16 protein-coding genes and 1 tRNA gene are annotated in these 19,693 nt (G+C 67.3%); 9 read left to right on the top strand and 8 right to left on the bottom strand.

Features of this window, described 5'->3' with window-relative positions; all coding sequences use genetic code 11:
• Positions 1–152: 152 nt before the first annotated feature.
• From OG246_RS08970 to rpmH, 8 genes are all read right to left on the bottom strand, one after another.
• Positions 153–1,250 (bottom strand): ParB/RepB/Spo0J family partition protein, encoded by a 1,098-nt coding sequence (locus tag OG246_RS08970; RefSeq protein ID WP_266458405.1) that lies wholly within the window; start codon positions 1,248–1,250, stop codon positions 153–155.
• Positions 1,247–2,320 carry a ParA family protein gene (locus OG246_RS08965; RefSeq protein ID WP_323178313.1) on the bottom strand — a complete coding sequence of 358 codons (1,074 nt, stop codon included), beginning with the start codon at positions 2,318–2,320 and terminating at the stop codon, positions 1,247–1,249. The genes OG246_RS08970 and OG246_RS08965 overlap by 4 nt, the downstream gene beginning before the upstream one ends.
• Before the next feature lie 340 nt (positions 2,321–2,660).
• Positions 2,661–3,377 (bottom strand): 16S rRNA (guanine(527)-N(7))-methyltransferase RsmG, encoded by a 717-nt coding sequence (rsmG, locus tag OG246_RS08960; RefSeq protein WP_266458402.1) that lies wholly within the window; start codon positions 3,375–3,377, stop codon positions 2,661–2,663.
• A 158-nt stretch (positions 3,378–3,535) separates the two neighbouring features.
• Positions 3,536–4,045 carry a R3H domain-containing nucleic acid-binding protein gene (locus OG246_RS08955; RefSeq protein ID WP_266458399.1) on the bottom strand — a complete coding sequence of 170 codons (510 nt, stop codon included), beginning with the start codon at positions 4,043–4,045 and terminating at the stop codon, positions 3,536–3,538.
• Between the two features lie 15 nt (positions 4,046–4,060).
• On the bottom strand, positions 4,061–5,344 hold the full coding sequence (yidC, locus tag OG246_RS08950) for a membrane protein insertase YidC (RefSeq protein WP_266458396.1): 1,284 nt from the start codon (positions 5,342–5,344) through the stop codon (positions 4,061–4,063).
• A 3-nt stretch (positions 5,345–5,347) separates the two neighbouring features.
• Positions 5,348–5,713, bottom strand: coding sequence for a membrane protein insertion efficiency factor YidD (gene yidD / locus OG246_RS08945; protein ID WP_266458393.1), 366 nt, complete (start codon positions 5,711–5,713; stop codon positions 5,348–5,350).
• Positions 5,710–6,081, bottom strand: coding sequence for a ribonuclease P protein component (gene rnpA, locus OG246_RS08940; protein WP_266458390.1), 372 nt, complete (start codon positions 6,079–6,081; stop codon positions 5,710–5,712). Before rnpA ends, yidD begins: the two co-directional genes overlap by 4 nt.
• Positions 6,082–6,102: 21 nt before the next feature.
• On the bottom strand, positions 6,103–6,240 hold the full coding sequence (gene rpmH, locus OG246_RS08935) for a 50S ribosomal protein L34 (RefSeq protein WP_006381191.1): 138 nt from the start codon (positions 6,238–6,240) through the stop codon (positions 6,103–6,105).
• Between the two features lie 396 nt (positions 6,241–6,636).
• Between rpmH and dnaA the strand changes: the two genes are divergently transcribed.
• The 9 genes from dnaA (at position 6,637) to OG246_RS08890 (ending at position 19,598) form a co-directional block, all read left to right on the top strand.
• Positions 6,637–8,646: a chromosomal replication initiator protein DnaA gene (gene dnaA / locus OG246_RS08930; protein ID WP_266458387.1), complete on the top strand. Its 2,010-nt coding sequence runs from the start codon at positions 6,637–6,639 to the stop codon at positions 8,644–8,646.
• A gap of 1,044 nt (positions 8,647–9,690) precedes the next feature.
• Positions 9,691–10,821, top strand: a complete 1,131-nt coding sequence (dnaN, locus tag OG246_RS08925; RefSeq protein WP_266458384.1) for a DNA polymerase III subunit beta — start codon at positions 9,691–9,693, stop codon at positions 10,819–10,821.
• A 154-nt stretch (positions 10,822–10,975) separates the two neighbouring features.
• Positions 10,976–11,851 (top strand): phosphogluconate dehydrogenase (NAD(+)-dependent, decarboxylating), encoded by an 876-nt coding sequence (gnd, locus tag OG246_RS08920; protein ID WP_266458379.1) that lies wholly within the window; start codon positions 10,976–10,978, stop codon positions 11,849–11,851.
• A 63-nt stretch (positions 11,852–11,914) separates the two neighbouring features.
• On the top strand, positions 11,915–13,039 hold the full coding sequence (gene recF, locus OG246_RS08915) for a DNA replication/repair protein RecF (RefSeq protein ID WP_266458376.1): 1,125 nt from the start codon (positions 11,915–11,917) through the stop codon (positions 13,037–13,039).
• Complete coding sequence (locus OG246_RS08910) at positions 13,036–13,581, top strand: DUF721 domain-containing protein (protein ID WP_266458368.1); 546 nt, start codon at positions 13,036–13,038, stop codon at positions 13,579–13,581. Before recF ends, OG246_RS08910 begins: the two co-directional genes overlap by 4 nt.
• Before the next feature lie 354 nt (positions 13,582–13,935).
• Positions 13,936–15,996, top strand: coding sequence for a DNA topoisomerase (ATP-hydrolyzing) subunit B (gyrB, locus tag OG246_RS08905; protein WP_266458365.1), 2,061 nt, complete (start codon positions 13,936–13,938; stop codon positions 15,994–15,996).
• Between the two features lie 42 nt (positions 15,997–16,038).
• Complete coding sequence (gene gyrA / locus OG246_RS08900; RefSeq protein WP_266458362.1) at positions 16,039–18,630, top strand: DNA gyrase subunit A; 2,592 nt, start codon at positions 16,039–16,041, stop codon at positions 18,628–18,630.
• Between the two features lie 18 nt (positions 18,631–18,648).
• On the top strand, positions 18,649–19,410 hold the full coding sequence (locus tag OG246_RS08895) for a DUF3566 domain-containing protein (RefSeq protein WP_266458360.1): 762 nt from the start codon (positions 18,649–18,651) through the stop codon (positions 19,408–19,410).
• A 111-nt stretch (positions 19,411–19,521) separates the two neighbouring features.
• Positions 19,522–19,598 (top strand) — tRNA-Ile (locus OG246_RS08890).
• Positions 19,599–19,693 lie beyond the last annotated feature (95 nt).

Genomic DNA, 19,693 nt, shown 5'->3' with positions numbered 1-19,693 from the left:
AGGTGGATGCGCCATACCCGAACGCATCGTATCCACGATGCGATTCCATCGATACCGCCAGAAAGCAAAAGAGCGGGCCGTGTCCGGTACACACCGGACACGGCCCGTTCTGGTGGGTCCCCCGATCAAAGACCGTCCCGCCACCGGAGGACTCAGGCCTCCGAGTCCTCGGAGTCGTCGTCCAGAAGACTCTTCTGAAGAACCGGTCCCTCGCCCGGCGCGAGTGAACCGAGGATGCGCTCAAGGTCGTCCATCGAGGCGAACTCGACGGTGATCTTGCCCTTCTTCTGCCCCAGATCGACCTTCACCCGCGTCTCGAAACGGTCCGAGAGACGCGACGCCAGATCGCTGAGCGCCGGGGAGAGCCGAGCACCGGCCCGCGGCCCCTTGGAGCGCGGCGCGGTCTGCGGCCGCGATCCCATGAGGGTGACGATCTCCTCGACGGCCCGCACCGAAAGCCCCTCGGCCACGATCCGGTGGGCCAGCCGGTCCTGCTCCTCCGAGTCGTCGACGGAGAGCAGCGCCCGTGCGTGTCCGGCAGAGAGGACCCCCGCCGCAACACGGCGCTGAACCGCGGGAGAGAGCTTCAGCAGACGCAGGGTGTTGGAGACCTGCGGACGCGACCGCCCAATGCGATCCGCCAGCTGGTCGTGCGTGCAGTTGAAGTCCTTGAGCAGCTGGTCGTAGGCCGCGGCCTCTTCCAGCGGGTTCAGCTGCGCGCGGTGCAGGTTCTCCAGCAGCGCGTCCAGGAGGAGCTTGTCGTCATCCGTGGCCCGCACGATCGCCGGAATGGCCTCGAGCCCGGCTTCACGGCAGGCCCGGAAGCGCCGCTCGCCCATGATGAGCTCGTAGCGCGTAGGACCGACCTGACGTACGACGACGGGCTGGAGGAGCCCGACCTCCTTGATGGAGGTGACGAGCTCGGCAAGAGCGTCCTCGTCGAAAACCTCGCGGGGCTGGCGCGGGTTCGGGGTGATGAAGTCGAGAGGCAGCTCGGCGAAGTGAGCACCTACAGGCGCCGGGGGCGCCTCCAGAGCTCCGTTCGACGACAGCTCCTCCGTTTCATGTGAAACAGGCGGCAGCATGGCCACCTTCGCCGCCGCCACCCCGCGCTCCGCGGTGAGTACGGGCACGGCCGTCGGCGAAGCGGACGTGCCGCCTACCGCCGAGGAAGCCGACTTCTCCCCTGTCGGGGCCGCAGGGATCAGTGCGCCGAGGCCACGCCCCAGTCCCCGTCGTCGCTCGCTCACTGGATCCCCTCCACCATGTTCTGACCGTTCTGTGCGCCCATGTGGGCAGGTTCCGCGTCGTACGCCACACCGACTCCTCGGAGGGCGATTTCTCGTGCTGCCTCAAGATACGAGAGGGCACCGCTCGACCCCGGATCGTAGGTCAGCACCGTCTGCCCATAGCTCGGGGCCTCGGAGATACGGACCGAGCGAGGAATGCTCGTCCGCAGCACCTCCTCACCGAAGTGACTGCGCACCTCGTCCGCGACCTGCGACGCCAGTCGCGTCCGGCCGTCGTACATGGTGAGCAGAATCGTCGAGACATGGAGGTTGGGGTTGAGGTGCCCCCGCACCAGGTCCACGTTGCGCAGGAGCTGTCCCAGGCCTTCCAGCGCGTAGTACTCGCACTGGATGGGGATGAGGACCTCCGCACCGGCCACCAGCGCGTTCACCGTCAGAAGACCGAGCGACGGCGGGCAGTCGATGAGGATGTAGTCCAGCGGCTGCTCGTATGCCTGGATCGCTCGTTCCAGCCGGCTCTCCCGTGCCACCAGGGACACAAGCTCGATCTCCGCACCGGCGAGATCGATCGTGGCAGGCGCGCAGAAAAGACCCTCGACATCGGGGACCGGTTGGACGACTTCGGAGAGTGGCTTGCTGTCGATCAACACGTCGTAGATCGATGGAACTTCGGCGTGATGGTCAATGCCCAGCGCGGTGGAGGCGTTGCCCTGAGGGTCGAGGTCGATCACCAGGACACGGCCACCGTGCAGAGCGAGTGAGGCAGCAAGATTGACCGTGGTCGTGGTCTTACCCACCCCGCCCTTCTGATTGGCAACGACCATGACCCTGGTCTGCTCGGGCCGTGGCAGGCCCTCACCGGCGCGACCTAGCGCCTCCACTGCCAGTTGGGCAGCACGACCGATGGGAGTGTCGTCCATCGGGGGCGGTGTTTCACGTGAAACATCCTCCCCCATCGACTCGGTACGGGGACCGGGGACCGGATCGGTCATCGGTCCCGCGATGTTGGCGTCGGACCGCAAGGATTCACTCTCCTCGACTTCAGGCTCGCAATGAACAGAGCCTCCCATGCCTTCGGGGTCGTGAACCAGCGAGGCCCGTTCTTCTGTGGAGAAATCCACCTCTGTGGACAACTCCGCACCCCCTCTGAGGGAACCGAGAGGTCTCCGGTCGCGGGGTTCGGCCGCGGCCCGGCCGCGACTGATGATTCCGTGCAACAGTGAGCGACGTTTCACGTGAAACACGATGCATAGCGTTCACGGCCATCGCGGCGCGACACTCCGAGATGCGTAGGTTTGGCAGCTTGTGTGGAGTACCGCTCGTCGTCAGGACGGATCAGCGGGAGTGACGAAGAACTCCCGGCTCCACGGAGAGGAGCCGGGAGTTCAGGGTCCATCGAGCCTCTCAGGCTCAGCGTCGGCGTCGCGTTCGCCCGGTGCGGGCCGCCTTCGCCCGCTTGGCCGCGAAGCGCACACCTCCAGGACTCTCCCCGACCTCGACACGGACGACGGTGGAGAGCGGATCCACCACTCCCTCTCCGACCTGGAGGACGGAAGTCTGGACGGCACCGAGCTTGCTGAGCGCCGTTGCAGCACTCTTCAGCTCCTCCTCGGCGGTGTCACCCTTGAGGGCGAGCATCTCGCCGTAGGGACGCAGCAGTGGGATGCCCCAAGCGGCCAGGCGGTCCAGAGGCGCCACGGCGCGCGCGGTCACCACGTGAACGGGCTGAAGCTTGCCCATGACCTCCTCAGCACGACCACGGACGACCGTCACATGGTCGAGGCCCAGCAGTTCCACGACCTCGGTCAAGAAGGTCGTGCGCCGCAGCAATGGCTCAAGCAGTGTGATCTTGAGGTCCTCACGGACGAGCGCCAGTGGAATGCCAGGGAGCCCGGCGCCCGAGCCGACATCGCACACCGTCACTCCTTCGGGTACGACCTCGGAGAGCACCGCGCAGTTCAACAGGTGCCGCTCCCACAGGCGGGGCACTTCGCGCGGGCCGATCAGCCCCCGCTGCACACCCGCCTCGGCCAAGAGTTCCGCGTACCGGACCGCGTCCGCGAAGCGATTGCCGAATACCTCGCGCGCCTGCTCGGGCGCGGGAGGGAGCTCCGCTGCCTCCGTCACGGGGACCGTCCTTCCGTACCGCATAAGCGCATTGGGCGCTGACCACCAGGACCATCAGGGACTACCAAGGAGCAACCAGGTACTACCGGGGACTACCAGGCTGACAAAGATCGGCCCCGCCTGCGCAACAGACGGGGCCGATGGAACGTACGTACCGATCAGGCGGGAAGCACGACGACGAAGCGCTGCGGCTCCTCGCCCTCGGACTCGCTGCGCAGGCCCGCGACCTTGACGGCGTCGTGCACCACCTTGCGCTCGAAGGGCGTCATCGGGTTCATCTTCACGGGCTCGCCGGAGCTCTTGACCTCGGCCGCGGCCTTGGCGCCCAGCTCGGAGAGCTCCTCACGCTTCTTCGCGCGGTAGCCCGCGATGTCCAGCATGAGGCGGCTGCGGTCCCCGGTCTCCCGGTGTACCGCCAGGCGCGTGAGCTCCTGCAGGGCCTCCAGCACCTCGCCGTCCCGGCCGACCAGCTTGTTCAGATCGCGGCCGCCGGCTTCGCTGATGATCGAGACAGCGGCGCGGTCGGCCTCGACGTCCATGTCGATGTCGCCGTCGAGGTCAGCGATGTCGAGCAGACCCTCGAGGTAGTCCGCCGCGATCTCGCCCTCCTGCTCCAAGCGGGTCAGGGTGTCGCCCTCGGCGGCAGCGGAGGTGGTGCCTTCCGTCACGGGATGGACTCCTTCTTACTTCTTGGACGGCGACTTGGGCCGCTGAGGACCCTTGCGCTGTCCGGACTGGGCTTTGCTGCGGGTACCGGAGCCGGGGTTGTTGCCGCTCGCCGCCGGCTTGGCTGCGTTCGGCTTGGCGTCCTGCGGCTCGTCGGACTTGGTCAGCGAGGTCTTCGGCTCGGACTCGCCCGCCGCCTTGGCCGCACCCGACTGACGCTGGGACTTGGACTGCCGCTTCGGCTGCTGCCGCTTGGGGGCGCCGCCGGTGGTCGTCGGGGTGCCGTCCTCGGCCTCGGTCACGGCGTCGCTCACGCCCTTCACCACGGTGCCGTCGGCCTGGGCCGCCAGGCCCGCCTTGGTCAAGGTGTTGATGAACTTGCGCTCGTGCTCGTTGCGGTCACGGCCCTTGGCGACGATCGCCTTGACGATGGCCTTCTCGCCGCGGCCACGCGTCTTCTCGTGGTGCGTGACGTGCTTCTGCAGGCGCTCCAGGTAAGCGGCCTGTGCCTTGCTGCCCGGGGTCGGGTTGTTGCGGATGACGTACATCTGCTGGCCCATGGTCCACAGGTTGGTGGTCAGCCAGTAGACGAGGACACCGACCGGGAAGTTGATACCGAAGACGGCGAACATGACCGGGAAGACGTACATCAGCATCTTCTGCTGCTGCATGAAGGGCGTCTTCACCGTGGTGTCGACGTTCTTCGTCATCAGCTGACGCTGCGTGTAGAACTGCGACGCCGACATCAGGACGATCATGACCGCGGTGACGACACGGACATCGGTCAGCGTGGCACCGAGAGAGGCGACCTTGTCGGCGCCGTCGGTGAACTTCGCCGCGAGCGGGGCACCGAAGATGTGCGCCTTACGGGCGCTGGTCAGCAGCGAGTCGTCGATGAAGCCCATCGTCTTGCCGGTCGCGATGCTGTTCAGCACGTGGTACAGAGCGAAGAAGAACGGCGACTGCGCCAGGATGGGAAGGCACGAGGAGAGCGGGTTGGTACCCGTCTCCTTGTACAGCTTCATCATCTCTTCGGACTGGCGCTGCTTGTCGTTCTTGTAGCGCTCCTGGATCTTCTTCATCTCGGGCTGCAGCGTCTGCATCGCCCGCGTCGACTTGATCTGCTTCACGAAGAGCGGGATGAGGCAGATACGGATCAGGATCACCAGGGACACGATGGACAAGCCCCAGGCCCAGCCCGTATCGGGACCGAAGATCTTCCCGTACACGGAGTGGAACTGGACGATGACCCAGGAAACGGGTGTCGTGATGAAGCTGAAAAGACTGGCAATCGTGTCCACTAATCAGGCTCCTTGAGCATGGGACGGGGTCTCGGCGGCCGGGCTCGAGGGGTGGTCGGACATACCGTGCCCTTCGATGGCCGGTTCGGCGGCGGAGGTCCCGCCCTTGCGTGCACGCCAGGCGTTGCGCAGCATTTCGTGCCACCGCGGACGCTTACGCGGCGGAACATGGTCCACACCGCCCAGCGACCACGGATTGCACCGGAGGATGCGCCAGGCGGTGAGTGCCGTTCCCTTGATCGCACCATGCCGGTCGATGGCCTGGTAGCCGTAGTGGGAGCACGACGGGTAGTACTTGCACACCGGCCCCAGCAGCGGGCTGATCGTCCACTGGTACAGCTTGATAAGAGCCAGCAGCGGGTACTTCATCGCGCGCCCCCTCCCAGCAGCCGCTGAAGGGCGGCATCCAGGTCTCGGGCCAGCTGTTCATGGTCGGCGTCACCCGCACCGGGCAACGCTCGTACGACTACCAGGCTACCGGGGGGCAGCAGGGCCACTCGGTCACGCATCAGATGGCGAAGCCTTCGCTTCACCTTGTTGCGTACGACGGCCCCACCCACGGCTTTGCTCACGACGAAACCCGCACGCGTCGGGGGAGCGCTCTCCCCAGGCGCGTGCGGGTCCGTTGCACCGCTACGTAGATGGACGACGAGGAGCGGGCGTCCGGCCCGGCGTCCTCGGCGTACCGCGGTCGCGAAGTCCTCGCGCCGCCTCAGCCGATGCTCGGTAGGCAGCACGACGTCATGACCTGTTGGTTATCAGGCGGACAGGCTGGCGCGACCCTTGCCACGACGGTTCGCGAGAATCGCGCGGCCGGCACGGGTGCGCATCCGCAGGCGGAAGCCGTGGGTCTTGGCGCGACGACGGTTGTTCGGCTGGAAGGTGCGCTTGCTCACTCGGGGGCTCCAGAAAGAATCGGTGGTGGCGGGGTGCCGTCCTGGCTGTCACCGTGCGCCCACGAGTAGCTCGTATACGCCCGAGTGCACCGCTTCCCGATCACTCGAAGTGACCTGTGCCCATCGGAGGCAGGCGGCAGCAGCCATCGACAACTCGACCTGGTTACGGTACGCGCGGCTACGCCATCCGGTCAAACCAGCATCTGCCAGGAGACACTATCCACAGGCTGGGGACAACAACTTGAACCGCAGCGGTCGCCCTGACTACCGTGGCCAAACTCCGATTCGTTCCCTTCTCACCGCCCCAGCGGCTTTGTCCCCACCGCACCACCCGACTGACTTCCCAACCTGTTCCCAGAACCACACGTTCGTGGGACCCATGAGAGAGCGTGCCCTGTGGCTGACGTACCTGCCGATCTTGCCGCAGTGTGGCCACGAGTACTGGAACAACTTCTCGGTGAGGGCCGTGGTCAGGGCGTCGAGGCGAAGGACGAGCACTGGATCAAGCGCTGCCAGCCTCTCGCGCTGGTCGCGGACACTGCGCTCCTCGCGGTCCCGAACGAGTTTGCGAAGGGCGTACTCGAAGGCCGTCTCGCGCCGATCGTCAGCGAGACCCTGAGCCGCGAGTGCGGCCGCCCGATCCGCATCGCGATCACCGTCGACGACTCCGCCGGCGAACCCTCGACGCCCACCCAGCCCCGGTACGAGGAGCCCGAGCCCCCCTCAGGACAGGGCCAGGGCCGCGACACCTATGACGGCCAGGCACGCGAGGACCGGAACCCGTACGACAGCCAGGCGCGCGACGAGCGACCCTCGTACGACAGCCAGGGCCGTGACGAGCGGAACGGCTACGACGCCCAGGGCCGCGACGAGCGGAACCCCTACGACAGTCAGCGCCGCGACGGATACGAGGGGTACGGCCGCCACCGCGCCGACGACCACAGGTCCGGCCGATCCGACCAGCTCCCCGGGGCCCCCGGCGACCAGCTGCCGTCCGGCCGCCCGGACCAGCTCCCGAACGCCCGCCCCGCCTACCCCGACTACCAGCGCCCCGAGCCGGGCGCCTGGCCGCGGCACCAGGACGACTACGGCTGGCAGCAGCAGCGCCTCGGCTTCCCGGAACGCGACCCGTACGCCTCGCCCCCGCAGGACTACCGGCCGCAGTCCATGGACCGGCCGCCCTACGAGCAGCAGCGCCCGGACTACGACCAGCAGCGCTCCGACTACGACCAGCGCCCCGACCGCCGCGATCTCCAGGAGCCGCCCTCCGGAAGCGGCCACATGCACCGTGGCGGCCCCTCGCTGCCCTCGTCCAGCGGCGCCCCCGGCCCGCTGGCCGCGCAGCCCGCGCCGGCGAGCGGCCCTGGCGAGCCCACCGCACGCCTCAACCCGAAGTACCTCTTCGACACCTTCGTCATCGGTGCCTCGAACCGCTTCGCGCACGCCGCCGCGGTCGCCGTCGCCGAGGCGCCCGCCAAGGCGTACAACCCGCTCTTCATCTACGGGGAGTCCGGCCTCGGCAAGACGCACCTGCTGCACGCGATCGGGCACTACGCCCGCAGCCTCTACCCCGGCACGCGGGTGCGGTACGTGAGCTCCGAGGAGTTCACCAACGAGTTCATCAACTCCATCCGCGACGGGAAGGGCGACAGCTTCCGCAAGCGGTACCGCGAGATGGACATCCTTCTCGTCGACGACATCCAGTTCCTGGCGGACAAGGAGTCGACGCAGGAGGAGTTCTTCCACACCTTCAACACGCTCCACAACGCGAACAAGCAGATCGTGCTCTCCAGTGACCGGCCGCCCAGGCAGCTGGTGACCCTGGAGGACCGACTGCGGAACCGTTTCGAGTGGGGTCTGACCACGGACGTCCAGCCGCCCGAGCTGGAGACCCGTATCGCCATCCTTCGTAAGAAGGCGGTGCAGGAGCAGCTCAACGCCCCGCCGGAGGTCCTGGAGTTCATCGCCTCCCGCATCTCGCGCAACATCCGCGAGCTGGAGGGCGCGCTGATCCGGGTGACCGCGTTCGCGTCGCTCAACCGGCAGCCGGTGGACCTCGGTCTGACGGAGGTCGTCCTCAAGGACCTGATCCCCGGCGGCGAGGACTCGTCCCCGGAGATCACCGCGCCGGCCATCATGGCGGCCACCGCCGACTACTTCGGCCTCACCGTGGACGACCTGTGCGGCTCCTCGCGCAGCCGTGTCCTGGTGACGGCACGCCAGATCGCGATGTACCTGTGCCGCGAGCTGACCGACCTCTCCCTGCCGAAGATCGGCGCGCAGTTCGGCGGCCGCGACCACACGACCGTGATGCACGCCGACCGCAAGATCCGCGCGCTGATGGCCGAGCGCCGCTCGATCTACAACCAGGTCACCGAGCTCACGAACCGCATCAAGAACGGCTGAGTAGGACGGCATCGGAGACGGCGGCACAGACCGTCGTACGTCACTGAGGGCGCCCCGGGACGAGTTCCCGAGGGCGCCTTTCGCCGTTCTCGTACGTCTGCTGAGGGCGTTCGGCGCCGGTCCCGTACGTCTGCTGAAGGCGCTCGGCGCCGATCTCATACGTCTCTGAAGACGCTCGCGGACGTTCTCACGCGCCTGCCGAGGGCTCGCGGCGACGTTTTCAGCGCCTGTCGACGGCTCGCCTCGATGCTCGGCCGTCATCCTCTGTTCGATTACGGGCCGGGTTACGGCCACTCTCCACAGATTTGGTGACTTTCTGGCGTCCACACCCTGGGGACTGGGAAGTTGTCCAGATCGTGTCCACAGGGGGCACTGTTGAAAGACCATCAGACCAGGTCACCTGCTTGTGGATTGGTGGACGAACTCTCTCCACAGCCTGTGGACGAAGAAAAGATCCACAGGGTGTGCACGGAGTTGTCCACCGCCCACCCACAGGCTGGAGCCGGTTGTCCCCAGTGATCCCCAGCTTCTCCACACCTCTGTCCACTGTTCGGCAACGCGACGCGTGCTCTCACCGTGTCGAGTGAAAGGCGTCACACCAAGGTGCCTGGTTGGCCTGTGGGGAACGTGGGTAAACCTGGGGACGCCTCTGGGGAGAAGTGCCCTCAGGCTGTGCATGGAGTGTGCAGAACTTTTCGCCGTCCACAGAGGAGCGTGGTTTTCCACCGCTCCCACCCACAGGGTCGGTGGACAAAAAATCCCCTCTGACCTGCGAAAACAGGGTTATCCACGGTTTCCACAGGGCCTACTACTAAGACCAACTAGAGAGAGGCTGGGAATCGATTCGAAGCGGGGGCTGTGCACAACTTGCCCTCGGAGCCTCTGGTGCCGCTCGCAACGACTTGACCCCGAGGGGCACCGACTGTCAGTGCGGTGCGTCAGACTGGTCCCCGGTGTCCTGCCCATCCCTGGGCCGAGCGACACCGAGTCAGACGACGAAGGCCAGCAGGGCGAGAGCGCCGGCAACAGACGGAGGCGGCAACGGTGAAGATCCGGGTGGAACGCGACGTACTCGCGGAGGCAGTGGCCTGGGCGGCACGCAGCCTCCCGGCCCGTCCGCCGGCGCCTGTGCTCGCCGGCCTTCTTCTGAAGGCCGAGGAGGGCGCTCTGAGCCTCTCCAGCTTCGACTACGAGGTTTCGGCACGGGTCTCGGTGGACGCCGAGGTCGACGAGGAGGGCACGGTGCTCGTCTCCGGCCGCCTGCTCGCCGACATCTGCCGCGCTCTCCCCAACCGGCCGGTGGAGATTTCCACAGACGGTGCACGGGCGACCGTGGTCTGCGGCTCCTCACGATTCACACTCCACACCCTGCCTGTGGAGGAGTACCCGGCGCTGCCGCAGATGCCGTCGGCGACCGGCACCGTGCCCGGTGAGGTCTTCGCCTCGGCGGCGGCCCAGGTGGCCATCGCGGCCGGCCGCGACGACACCCTGCCCGTCCTGACCGGCGTCCGTATCGAGATCGAGGGCGACACGGTCACCCTCGCCTCCACCGACCGCTATCGCTTCGCGGTCCGTGAGTTCCTGTGGAAGCCGGAGGACCCCGAGGCGTCCGCGGTGGCCCTGGTGCCCGCCAAGACGCTCCTGGACACCGCCAAGGCCCTTACGAGCGGCGACAGCGTGATCCTGGCGCTGTCCGGCTCGGGTGCCGGCGAGGGTCTGATCGGCTTCGAGGGCGCGGGGCGGCGTACGACCACCCGTCTGCTCGAAGGCGACCTCCCGAAGTACCGCTCGCTGTTCCCGACGGAGTTCAACTCGATCGCCGTGATCGAGACCGCCCCCTTCGTGGAGGCCGTCAAGCGTGTGGCCCTGGTCGCCGAGCGGAACACCCCGGTGCGGCTGAGCTTCGAGCAGGGTGTGCTGATCCTGGAAGCCGGTTCCAGCGACGACGCACAGGCTGTGGAGAGGGTCGACGCCCAGCTGGAGGGCGATGACGTCTCGATCGCCTTCAACCCGACTTTCCTGCTCGACGGCCTGAGCGCCATCGACTCGCCGGTCGCCCAGCTCTCCTTCACGACGTCCACGAAGCCCGCGCTGCTCAGCGGCAAGCCCGCCGTGGACGCCGAGGCGGACGAGGCCTACAAGTACCTGATCATGCCGGTGCGCCTCAGCGGCTGACGCGTGGCGGTCCGACACACCCGGCCGACGAAGCCGCAGGTGGGGCGTACGTTTGAGCGCGTATGCCCACAGGTGTGCGTGAGCGTCCGGGTTTAGGCTCGGACGCAGGTACGAAAGTGCCGTCACGCCACGTCGCAAACCTAAGGAACAACTGATGGAGCTCGGTCTCGTCGGCCTCGGCAAGATGGGCGGCAACATGCGCGAGCGGATTCGCCGCGCAGGCCACACCGTCCTCGGATACGACCGCAACCCGGACCTCGCCGATGTCCACAGCCTGGAAGAGCTTGTGGGCAAACTCAAGGGCCCGCGTGTGGTGTGGGTGATGGTGCCGGCGGGTGCCGCGACCCAGTCCACCATCGACGAGCTGGCCGTGCTCCTGGAGCCCGGCGACGTCGTGGTGGACGGCGGGAACTCCCGCTGGACCGACGACGAGAAGCACGCCGTCGAACTCGGCATCAAGGGCATCGGCTTCGTCGACGCCGGCGTCTCCGGCGGCGTCTGGGGCCTGGAGAACGGCTACGCCCTGATGGTCGGCGGCGACGCCGAGAACATCGCCAAGGTCCAGCCGGTCTTCGACGCGCTCAAGCCCGAGGGCGACTTCGGCTTCGTCCACGCCGGCAAGGTCGGCGCGGGCCACTTCTCCAAGATGGTCCACAACGGCATCGAGTACGCCATGATGCAGGCCTACGCCGAGGGCTGGGAGCTCCTGGAGAAGGTCGGCTCCGTCACCGACGTACGCGAGGTCTTCCGCTCCTGGCAGGAAGGCACCGTGATCCGCTCCTGGCTCCTGGACCTCGCCGTCAACGCCCTCAACGAGGACGAGCACCTCGACAAGCTCCGCGGCTACGCGGAGGACTCGGGAGAGGGCCGCTGGACCGTCGAAGCGGCCATCGACAATTCGGTGCCGCTGCCCGCGATCACCGCCTCGCTGTTCGCGCGGTTCGCCTCACGGCAGGACGACTTGCCGCAGATGAAGATGGTCGCCGCCCTGCGCAACCAGTTCGGCGGCCACGCCGTCGAGAAGAAGTAATCCACAGATCCACAGGCCAAAAGCCCGCGGATCCACAACCCTGGGGGAGGTCGGCGAACGACCATGCACGTCACGCATCTGTCGCTGGCCGACTTCCGCTCCTACGCCCGGGTCGAGGTCCCGCTCGACCCGGGCGTCACCGCGTTCGTGGGCCCCAATGGACAGGGCAAGACGAACCTCGTCGAGGCGGTCGGCTATCTCGCGACCCTCGGCAGCCACCGCGTCTCCTCCGATGCGCCGCTGGTGCGCATGGGCGCGGACCGGGCGATCATCCGGGCCAATGTGCGGCAGGGCGAGCGTCAGCAGCTGATCGAGCTGGAGCTGAACCCCGGCAAGGCCAACCGTGCCCGCATCAACAGGTCCTCGCAGGTCAGACCCCGCGACGTGCTCGGCATCGTCCGTACCGTCCTGTTCGCTCCCGAGGACCTCGCCCTGGTCAAGGGCGACCCCGGCGAGCGGCGCCGCTTCCTCGACGAGCTGATCACCGCACGCTCCCCGCGGATGGCGGGCGTCCGCTCCGACTACGACCGGGTGCTCAGGCAGCGCAACACGCTCCTCAAGTCGGCCGCGCTGGCCCGGCGCCACGGTGGCCGCACCATGGACCTCTCCACGCTCGACGTCTGGGACCAGCACCTCGCGCGCGTGGGCGCCGAGCTGCTCGCCCAGCGGCTCGACCTGGTCTCCGCGATCCAGCCGCTGTCCGACAAGGCGTACGAACAGCTGGCGCCCGGCGGTGGCCCGATCGCGCTGGAGTACAAGCCCTCGTCGCCCGAAATCGTCGGCCACGCGCGCGAGGAGCTGTACGAGCAGCTCATGGCCGCCCTCCTGGAGTCCCGCAAGCAGGAGATCGAGCGGGGCGTCACCCTGGTGGGCCCCCACCGGGACGAACTGCTGCTCAAGCTCGGCCAGCTGCCCGCGAAGGGATATGCGTCACACGGCGAGTCCTGGTCGTACGCGCTGGCGCTGCGCCTGGCCTCGTACGACCTGCTCAGGTCCGAGGGCAATGAGCCGGTTCTGGTGCTGGACGACGTATTTGCCGAGCTGGACACCCGTAGGAGGGAACGGCTCGCGGAACTGGTCGCTCCCGGCGAGCAGGTGCTGGTGACCGCCGCGGTCGACGACGACGTACCGGGCGTACTGGCGGGGACGCGGTTCGCCGTGTCCGAGGGCGGGGTGGAACGCGTATGACGGAGAACACACCTGACCCGGCAGCGAGCCCCAAGGCCCCCGAACCGTCCGGCGTCGACCTCGCGCGCGTGGCCCTGCGCGCCGCGAAAGAACAGGCACGCGCGCGTGGGGACGCGGCGCAGCAGAAGAAGCAGGCGCGGCGCGGCGGTGGCCTGCGCTCCGGCGCGCGCGCCGACGGGCGCGACCCGATGGCGCTCGGTGCCGCCATCAACCGGCTGCTCACCGAGCGCGGCTGGGAGACGCCTGCCGCGGTGGGCGGCGTGATGGGCCGCTGGCCGGAGATCGTCGGCGACGCGATCGCCACGCACTGCAAGCCGGAGCGATATGACGAGGAAGCGCGAGAGCTGACCGTCCGTTGCGACTCAACGGCGTGGGCCACCGAAATCAGGCTGCGTGCCCCGCAGTTGGTCGCGCGACTGAATGAGGACCTGGGGCACGGCTCGGTGCGCCTGATCAAGGTGCAGGGTCCCGGTGGTCCCCCCCGCCGCTTCGGTCCCCTGCGCGCCCCCGGAAGCAAGGGTCCCGGCGACACCTACGGGTGATCGGGACAGGCCGGAACCGTCGGCCGCGGTTGCCCGCGTGCGGTTGCGAACACCGACCTGACTCGGCAGTAGCCAAGGGTTGACACCCGGAAGCGCTGAGTGCCGCTGTGAGCCTCTTTGGGCCCGGGTCCGCATATGGGGAGTCGGCCGAGACCGGTTCAGGGCGGCACATGCGGACTCAGGTACCGGCAAACCCCCATCGCAGTCGGCGCTACCGGTAGACTGGAAGCTAATCCCGCCCCACTTGTGGGACGCACCGAGCAACGCTGACTAGGGCTTACCAACGCAACACGCCGCAGCCGCTCCGGCCACCCGTCAGGAGCTTGGCTTGTGCTGTGCCAGAAAGGGCGCTTCGTGGCCGATTCCGGCAACCCCAACGAGAACATCCCGTCCACCGACGCCGGCGTCAACGCCGAGGCCATTACCTCGCACGGCGAGGTCACAGCCTCGTACGACGCCAGCGCCATCACCGTCCTCGAGGGTCTGGACGCGGTCCGCAAGCGACCCGGTATGTACATCGGCTCGACAGGCGAGCGCGGACTGCACCACCTCGTGCAGGAGGTCGTCGACAACTCCGTCGACGAGGCGCTGGCCGGCCACGCGGACACCATCGACGTCACGATCCTGGCCGACGGCGGCGTGCGCGTGATCGACAACGGTCGTGGCATCCCGGTGGGCATCGTCCCCTCCGAGGGCAAGCCGGCCGTCGAGGTCGTGCTCACGGTGCTGCACGCGGGCGGCAAGTTCGGCGGTGGCGGTTACGCCGTGTCCGGCGGTCTGCACGGCGTGGGTGTGTCCGTCGTCAATGCCCTGTCGACGAAGGTCGCCGTCGAGGTCAAGACCGACGGGTACCGCTGGACGCAGGACTACAAGACGGGCGTCCCGACCGCCCCGCTGGCCAAGCACGAGGCCACGGACGAGACCGGCACCTCCGTCACCTTCTGGGCCGACGGCGACATCTTCGAGACCACCGAGTACTCCTTCGAGACGCTCTCGCGGCGCTTCCAGGAGATGGCGTTCCTCAACAAGGGCCTGACCATCAAGCTCACCGACGAGCGCGACTCGGCCAAGGCGACCGCCGGGGCGGACGAGGCGGGCGCCGATGAGAAGGACGAAGTCAAGACCGTCACGTACCACTACGCGGGCGGCATCGTCGACTTCGTGAAGTACCTGAACTCCCGCAAGGGAGACGTCGTCCACGACACCGTGATCGACATCGAGGCCGAGGACAAGGAGCGCCTGCTCTCCCTCGAGGTCGCGATGCAGTGGAACAGTGGCTACAGCGAGGGTGTGTACTCCTTCGCCAACACCATCCACACGCACGAGGGCGGCACCCACGAAGAGGGCTTCCGGGCCGCTCTGACGGGTCTGATCAACCGGTACGCGCGCGACAAGAAGCTGCTGCGCGAGAAGGACGACAACCTCACGGGTGACGACATCCGCGAGGGTCTGACCGCGATCATCTCGGTCAAGCTCGGCGAGCCGCAGTTCGAGGGCCAGACCAAGACCAAGCTGGGCAACACGGAGGCGAAGACCTTCGTGCAGAAGGTCGTGCACGAGCGCCTGACGGACTGGCTGGACCGCAACCCGAACGAGGCTTCGGACATCATCCGCAAGTCCATCCAGGCGGCCACCGCGCGCGTGGCGGCGCGCAAGGCGCGTGACCTCACCCGCCGCAAGGGCCTGCTGGAGTCGGCGTCCCTGCCGGGCAAGCTCTCGGACTGCCAGTCGAACGACCCCACCAAGTGCGAGATCTTCATCGTCGAGGGTGACTCCGCCGGCGGCTCGGCCAAGTCCGGGCGCAACCCGCAGTACCAGGCGATCCTCCCGATCCGAGGAAAGATCCTCAACGTCGAGAAGTCGCGGATCGACAAGATCCTGCAGAACCAGGAGATCCAGGCGCTGATCTCGGCCTTCGGCACCGGAGTCCACGAGGACTTCGACATCGAGAAGCTCCGCTATCACAAGATCATCCTGATGGCGGACGCCGACGTCGACGGCCAGCACATCAACACCCTGCTGCTGACGTTCCTGTTCCGCTTCATGCGGCCGCTGGTCGAGGCCGGGCACGTGTTCCTGTCGCGTCCCCCGCTGTACAAGATCAAGTGGGGTCGCGACGACTTCGAGTACGCGTACTCCGACCGTGAGCGCGACGCGCTGATCGAGCTGGGCAAGCAGGCCGGCAAGCGCATCCGCGAGGACTCGGTCCAGCGGTTCAAGGGTCTCGGCGAGATGAACGCCGAGGAGCTGCGCATCACGACCATGGACCAGGAGCACCGCGTTCTCGGTCAGGTCACCCTCGACGACGCCGCCCAGGCCGACGACCTGTTCTCGGTCCTCATGGGCGAGGACGTCGAGGCGCGCCGCGCGTTCATCCAGCGCAACGCCAAGGACGTCCGCTTCCTCGACATCTGAGTCGGTCTCAGCTGACCGCACCAGAAAGGATCTTCACCAGCAATGGCCGACGAGAACACTCCCAGTACGCCTGAAGAGGGCGTCATCGCCCAGCGCGTCGAGCCCGTCGGGCTCGAGACGGAGATGCAGCGCTCGTATCTCGACTACGCGATGTCCGTCATCGTGTCGCGTGCGCTGCCCGACGTCCGGGACGGCCTCAAGCCCGTCCACCGCCGCGTCCTGTACGCCATGTACGACGGCGGCTACCGGCCCGAGAAGGGCTTCTACAAGTGCGCCCGCGTCGTCGGCGACGTCATGGGCAACTACCACCCGCACGGCGACTCCTCGATCTACGACGCGCTGGTCCGCCTCGCGCAGCCGTGGTCGATGCGGATGCCGCTCGTGGACTCCAACGGCAACTTCGGTTCCCCGGGCAACGACCCGGCCGCCGCCATGCGGTACACCGAGTGCAAGCTGATGCCGCTGTCCATGGAGATGGTCCGTGACATCGACGAGGAGACCGTCGACTTCACGGACAACTACGACGGCCGCTCCCAGGAGCCGACCGTTCTGCCGGCCCGCTTCCCGAACCTGCTGATCAACGGCTCGGCGGGCATCGCGGTCGGTATGGCGACCAACATCCCGCCGCACAACCTGCGTGAGGTCGCGGCCGGCGCCCAGTGGTACCTGGAACACCCCGAGGCCTCGCACGAGGAGCTCCTGGACGCGCTGATCGAGCGCATCAAGGGCCCCGATTTCCCCAGCGGTGCCCTAGTAGTGGGCCGAAAAGGCATCGAGGAGGCGTACCGCACGGGCCGTGGCTCCATCACGATGCGCGCGGTCATCGAGGTCGAGGAGATCCAGAACCGCCAGTGCCTGGTGGTCACGGAACTCCCCTACCAGGTCAACCCGGACAACCTCGCGCAGAAGATCGCCGACCTGGTGAAGGACGGCAAGGTCGGCGGCATCGCCGACGTCCGCGACGAGACGTCCTCGCGCACCGGCCAGCGCCTGGTCATCGTGCTGAAGCGCGACGCGGTCGCCAAGGTGGTCCTGAACAACCTCTACAAGCACACCGATCTGCAGTCGAACTTCAGCGCCAACATGCTGGCGCTGGTCGACGGCGTCCCGCGCACGCTGTCGCTCGACGCGTTCATCCGTCACTGGGTGAGCCACCAGGTCGAGGTCATCGTCCGCCGTACGCGCTTCAGGCTGCGCAAGGCCGAGGAGCGCGCGCACATCCTGCGTGGCCTCCTGAAGGCCCTGGACGCCATCGACGAGGTCATCGCGCTGATCCGGCGCAGTGACACCGTGGAGATCGCGCGCGAGGGCCTGATGGGCCTCCTGGAGATCGACGAGATCCAGGCGAACGCCATCCTCGAGATGCAGCTGCGCCGACTGGCAGCCCTGGAGCGTCAGAAGATCGTCCAGGAGCACGACGAACTCCAGGCGAAGATCACCGAGTACAACGCGATCCTTGCTTCGCCGGTGCGTCAGCGGCAGATCATCAGCGAGGAACTGACCGCGATCGTCGACAAGTTCGGCGACGACCGTCGCTCCAAGCTGGTCCCCTTCGACGGCGACATGTCCATGGAGGACCTGATCGCCGAAGAGGACATCGTCGTCACCATCACGCGCGGTGGCTACATCAAGCGCACCAAGACCGAGGACTACCGCTCGCAGAAGCGCGGCGGCAAGGGCGTACGCGGCACGAAGCTGAAGCAGGACGACATCGTCGACCACTTCTTCGTGTCTACGACGCACCACTGGCTGCTGTTCTTCACGAACAAGGGCCGCGTCTACCGCGCCAAGGCGTACGAGCTTCCGGACGCCGGCCGTGACGCGCGCGGCCAGCACGTAGCCAACCTGCTGGCCTTCCAGCCGGACGAGCAGATCGCACAGATCCTCGCGATCCGTGACTACGCGGCGGCGCCCTATCTGATCCTGGCCACCAAGGGCGGCCTGGTTAAGAAGACGCCTCTTAAGGATTACGATTCCCCGCGCTCGGGCGGCGTCATCGCGATCAATCTCCGTGAAACGGAGGACGGTTCCGATGACGAACTGATCGGAGCCGAACTCGTTTCTGCCGAGGACGATCTGCTTCTGATCAGCAAGAAGGCACAGTCGATCAGGTTCACGGCGACGGACGACGCACTGCGTCCGATGGGCCGCGCCACCTCGGGCGTCAAGGGCATGAGCTTCCGCGAGGGAGACCAGCTGCTCTCGATGAATGTTGTTCGACCCGGTACGTTCGTGTTCACTGCTACAGACGGTGGGTACGCGAAGCGGACCAACGTCGACGAGTACCGCGTCCAGGGTCGCGGTGGCCTGGGCATCAAGGCCGCCAAGATCGTCGAGGACCGTGGCTCTCTGGTGGGCGCGCTGGTGGTCGAGGAGACCGATGAGATCCTTGCCATCACGCTGTCCGGTGGTGTGATTCGTACGCGAGTCAACGAGGTCAGGGAGACGGGCCGTGACACCATGGGCGTCCAACTGATCAACCTGGGCAAGCGCGATGCCGTCGTCGGTATCGCTCGTAACGCCGAGGCCGGTCGTGAGGCGGAGGAAGTCGACGGCGAGGACGCCGTGGACGAGACCGTCGAAAGCGTCGAGGCCGTCGGTACGGAAGAGGGCGAGCCGTCCTCGGCCGAGTAGCGCGAGGAGTGAGGCAGCGTGAGCGGAGCCACGGGCGCCGGATCGACCGGTACGGAAACGGACGGCGGCCGTGGCCCCGCCATGGATGCGACTGACTCCCATGACTCTCATGGATCCCAGGGGGGAACTGTGACGGACACCCGAGGCCCGCAGGCCCAGCAGTACGTGGGCGGGGAGGCCCCGGCAGGACCGCCTCCGCCGCCCGGTTCGCCGGTGGCAGGGACGCCGCACCAGGGTTCGCCCCTGCCCGGTTCCCCGTTGCCTGCTTCGCCTTTGCCCGGTTCGCCGTTGCCGGGCGAGCGGCAGCCGTCGCAGCCCGCGCAGCCGTATCACCCGCCGCAGGCGTACCCGGCGCAGCCGCCGTCTGGCGCGGTCCGCCGGCCGCGCACCGGCGCGCGCACGATGCCGCGGACGCGCAAGGCGCGGCTGCGGGTCGCCAAGGCCGACCCGTGGTCGGTGATGAAGGTCAGCTTCCTGCTCTCCATCGCTCTCGGCATCTGCACGATCGTCGCGGCCGCGGTGCTGTGGATGGTCATGGACGCGATGGGCGTCTTCTCGACGGTCGGCGGCACCATCTCGGAGGCCACGGGCTCGAACGAGTCGAACGGCTTCGACCTGCAGTCGTTCCTCTCCCTGCCGCACGTCCTGATGTTCACGTCGGTCATCGCGGTCATCGACGTCGTCCTCGCCACCGCGCTCGCCACGCTCGGCGCGTTCATCTACAACCTCTCCGCCGGCTTCGTCGGCGGCATCGAGCTGACGCTCGCAGAGGACGAATAAGCACGAGCGAGCGGCCTCTCAAACGTCCGCCGACTATCGATTTTGGGACTGGCCGCGTCGTGCGCTAATCTTCAGAGGTCAGCGCGCGGGACGAACACCGCAAAGCGCGGCGGGGCTATAGCTCAGTTGGTTAGAGCGCATCCCTGATAAGGATGAGGCCACAGGTTCAAATCCTGTTAGCCCCACCAGCATGAAGACCCCCAACCGATTGTGGTTGGGGGTCTTTGTCATGGTGCGGACCCGGCCGGCCGCACAGTGGCCCATGGCCATTGACGAGCCCGGC

The sequence above is a fragment of the Streptomyces sp. NBC_00620 genome, assembly GCF_026341825.1.
Classification (GTDB): Bacteria; Actinomycetota; Actinomycetes; order Streptomycetales; family Streptomycetaceae; genus Streptomyces.
Note: the sequence above shows the minus strand (reverse complement) of the source record. Positions and strands in the feature narration are given on the sequence as shown.

Excerpts from the sequence above, each read along its gene's own strand:
- OG246_RS08965 (WP_323178313.1), bottom strand. The coding sequence starts at position 2,320 with ATGGGAGGCTCTGTTCATTGCGAGCCTGAAGTCGAGGAGAGTGAATCC.
- yidD (WP_266458393.1), bottom strand. The coding sequence starts at position 5,713 with ATGAAGTACCCGCTGCTGGCTCTTATCAAGCTGTACCAGTGGACGATC.
- gnd (WP_266458379.1), top strand. The coding sequence starts at position 10,976 with ATGGAGCTCGGTCTCGTCGGCCTCGGCAAGATGGGCGGCAACATGCGC.
- recF (WP_266458376.1), top strand. The coding sequence starts at position 11,915 with ATGCACGTCACGCATCTGTCGCTGGCCGACTTCCGCTCCTACGCCCGG.
- OG246_RS08910 (WP_266458368.1), top strand. The coding sequence starts at position 13,036 with ATGACGGAGAACACACCTGACCCGGCAGCGAGCCCCAAGGCCCCCGAA.
- gyrA (WP_266458362.1), top strand. The coding sequence starts at position 16,039 with ATGGCCGACGAGAACACTCCCAGTACGCCTGAAGAGGGCGTCATCGCC.